Genomic DNA, 3,015 nt, shown 5'->3' on the forward strand with positions numbered 1-3,015 from the left:
CCCGGGGGGGGGGGGGGGCGGCGGCTGCGCGGTACCGGCGAGGCCGTGGCCGCGTCGGCCTTCCTGCGCCGGAACGGCCTGCGCCTCGGCGACGAGCTCTGCCTGGAGAAGGGCGACCGGAGCGAGAAGGTGGTCGTCGTCGGGGAGTTCATGGAGGTCGACACCCGGCTCCTGGTCACCGACCGGTCGACGATGACGGCCCTGTCCCCGGGCGAGAAGCCCATCGCCTACCACGTGAAGCTGCGCGACAGCGCCGATCCGGACGCCTACGCGCGCGCGGCCAGGGCCGCCGATCCGGGGATCAGCCCGTCACCGCGGGGCCCCGACACCACGACCCAGACCATCGTCGGCTCCGCGGCGGTCCTCACCCTGATGCTCGCCGTGGTCGCGTCCCTCGGCGTCTTCAACACGGTCGTCCTCAACACCCGCGACCGCCGCCGCGACCTGGGGATGCTCAAGCCCATCGGTATGACGCCACGGCAGGTCACGGCCATGACGGTGACGTCGATGGCGGTACTCGGCGCGCTCGGCTCCCTGCTCGGTGTCCCGCTGGGTGTGGTGGGCCACCACCTGGTCGTACCGCGGATGGCGGAGGCGGTGGACCTCACCCTGCCGTCGTACATGACGGACGTCTGGCAGCCGCTCGCCCAGGCCGGGCCGGCCTCGGCCGGCCTCGTGATCGCGGTCCTGGGCGCGTACGTCCCGGCGCGGGGCGCCGCGCGGCTGCCGGTGGCGGAGGTGCTGCGCAACGAGTGAGGTCACGTAGCTCACTTCCCGGGGGTGGTGTCCAGCTCCACCCCCTCCACGAAGTGGTCGAACTCGCCCGCCTGTACGCCCAGTACGAAGGCGTCCCACTTGCGGCGGTTGGTCGTCACGACGTTGTCCGGGTCGCTCGTCTCCCTGATGTAGACGGGCGCCTCGGGGTCCTCGCTCTCGGTGAACGCGATCTCGATCCAGGGGCCGGGGCCGGTGGCGTCTTCGGGGGCGGCTCGGATCCAGTCGAGGTCGGGGGGGATGTCAGGCATGCGGGGTCCTTCCTGAGCTGGGTACGGAGGGTCCTTCTTGGGCTGAGCAACGGTATCGCCGCTCTGGAACCGCACCCTGCGTAAGCTGCTGTGGGCCTTGGTGCGGCAAGTCGTGACCGGATTCGGCCTTGCCGTTGAGCGTCCGTCAGCCATGCGCGGCGAGTGATCATTCCGCCATCGCCGGGCCGCCTCTACACTTCGTTCGATGGACTCCCGGACGGTGAGGAGCGGTTGACGGTGCGTAAGGCATGGATCGTGGCGATCGCCTTCCTCGGTGCCGGTCTCAGCTTTGTCATGCTCCTCGTCGTCGGTGTGTACCTGGTCGCCGGGAACCTCGCGGGCGGCGTGGGCAAGGGGGCCGTCGCGCTCGCCAAGGGGGCCGTTCCGGCCGCGTACAGCGCGCTCGTGCAGAAGTGGGGCAATCTGTGCGGCGCGATCAACCCGGCCCTGCTGGCCGCGCAGTTGTACCAGGAGAGCGGGTTCAACCCGAAGGCGCAGAGCCCGGCCGCGGCACAGGGGATAGCGCAGTTCATCCCGGGGACGTGGGCCACGCACGGGATCGACGGGGACGGTGACGGCGACCGGGACGTATGGGATCCGAAGGACGCGATCCCGTCGGCCGCGTCATACGACTGCACGCTCGCGAAGTACGTGAAGGACGCGCCAGGGAACCCCACGCACAACATGCTCGCCGCCTACAACGCGGGCGCGTACGCGGTGATCAAGTATGGGGGCGTGCCGCCGTACAAGGAGACCCAGAACTACGTGAAGACGATCACGACCCTGCAGGAGAGCTTCGCCGCGCCGGTGGCCAGGGTCGATCCGTCGGAGCAGGCCGCGGGGGCCATCTCGTTCGCGCAGGACAAGCTCGGGACGCCGTACCTCTGGGGCGGCGACGGGACGCCCGAGGACGGTGGGCGCTTCGACTGCTCGGGGCTCACCAAGGCCGCGTACGCGAGTGTGGGGGTCACGCTGCCCCGCGTCGCCAACGACCAGTACAACGCGGGGCCGCATCCCAGGCGGGACGAGCTGCTGCCGGGCGATCTGGTCTTCTTCTCCGACGACCTCACGAACTCGCGGGCGATCCGGCACGTGGGGATCTACGTGGGGGGCGGGTACATGATCGACGCACCGCGGACGGGTGCGGTGATTCGCTTCACTCCGATCGACACTCCGGATTACTTCGGGGCAACTCGGGTCACCGAAGATGGCGCGAAAGCGTTGCCCACCCGGGTGTGAGGCCGCGTAATCCTCTGTGAACCCCTGCCCTGAGCTGCACGGACGTATCTCTCTTCGATAACGTCTGAGTGATCATTCAGTGGAGTGAGGAACGAAGAGAAGAGGAATGTGCGTTCCTTTTCTCGTAGCGCTTCGACGCGTGACGACGCCTACGACCACGGGGGTGGCCACAGCGGCGCACGTACGGGTGCGGCCGCCGAGCATGGAACAGACGACGAAGGGGCCGCTGCACGATGGCTGCATTCGCCGAAGCCGGGGCGTACGTCGGAGCGCCTTCCGGGGTGTATCTCGCCGAGTCCGGGTCCAACCCCGACGTCAGTCTGCTCTACGACATCAATGGCCTGGCCAAGGCTGCCCCGACCTGGTTCGACCGGGTCATGGGGTTCGTGGGTGAGTACGGGCTGCTGTTCGCCATGGTGCTGCTGGTGCTGTGGTGCTGGTGGAGTGTGCGGCGGCGGGGCGGGGACGAGGCCGCGTCGTCCGTGGCCGCGCTGGTGTGGGCGCCGATCGCCGCGGCGATCGCGGTGCTGGTGAACGTTCCGATACGGGGCTTCGTCGAGCGGCCTCGGCCCTTCGTGGACCACGAGGGGCTGGAGGTGCTGGTCTCCGGGAAGACCGACTACTCGTTCGTGAGCGACCACGCGACGCTGACCATGGCCATGGCGGTGGCGTTGTTCGTCGCGAACCGGAAGTTCGGGCTGGCGGGGCTGGGGCTGGGGCTGCTCGAAGGGTTCTGCCGGGTGTACATGGG

General features: G+C 69.2%; 4 protein-coding genes. 3 read left to right on the forward strand and 1 reads right to left on the reverse strand.

All coding sequences use genetic code 11. From position 1 onward, the window contains the following. On the forward strand, window positions 1-756 hold a 756-nt coding region (locus tag FNH04_RS43915; protein WP_152791824.1), incomplete at its 5' end, for an ABC transporter permease. Between the two features lie 11 nt (window positions 757-767). Here the strand turns inward: FNH04_RS43915 and FNH04_RS43920 are convergent. Next, a complete protein-coding gene (locus FNH04_RS43920; RefSeq protein WP_152791825.1) occupies window positions 768-1,025 on the reverse strand; it encodes a DUF397 domain-containing protein in 258 nt (85 codons plus the stop codon). A gap of 231 nt (window positions 1,026-1,256) precedes the next feature. Between FNH04_RS43920 and FNH04_RS43925 the strand changes: the two genes are divergently transcribed. Beyond that, entirely contained in the window at window positions 1,257-2,264 is a 1,008-nt protein-coding gene (locus FNH04_RS43925) for a C40 family peptidase (protein ID WP_152791826.1), read from the forward strand. A gap of 233 nt (window positions 2,265-2,497) precedes the next feature. Continuing rightward, window positions 2,498-3,015: phosphatase PAP2 family protein (locus FNH04_RS43930; RefSeq protein WP_152791827.1), on the forward strand; the 518-nt coding region annotated here is incomplete at its 3' end.

Origin of the sequence: Streptomyces phyllanthi, from assembly GCF_009377205.1 — a bacterium.
Classification (GTDB): domain Bacteria; phylum Actinomycetota; class Actinomycetes; order Streptomycetales; family Streptomycetaceae; genus Streptomyces; species Streptomyces phyllanthi.

Coding starts and splice junctions, on each gene's coding strand:
- FNH04_RS43920 (WP_152791825.1), bottom strand. CDS start 1,025: ATGCCTGACATCCCCCCCGACCTCGACTGGATCCGAGCCGCCCCCGAA.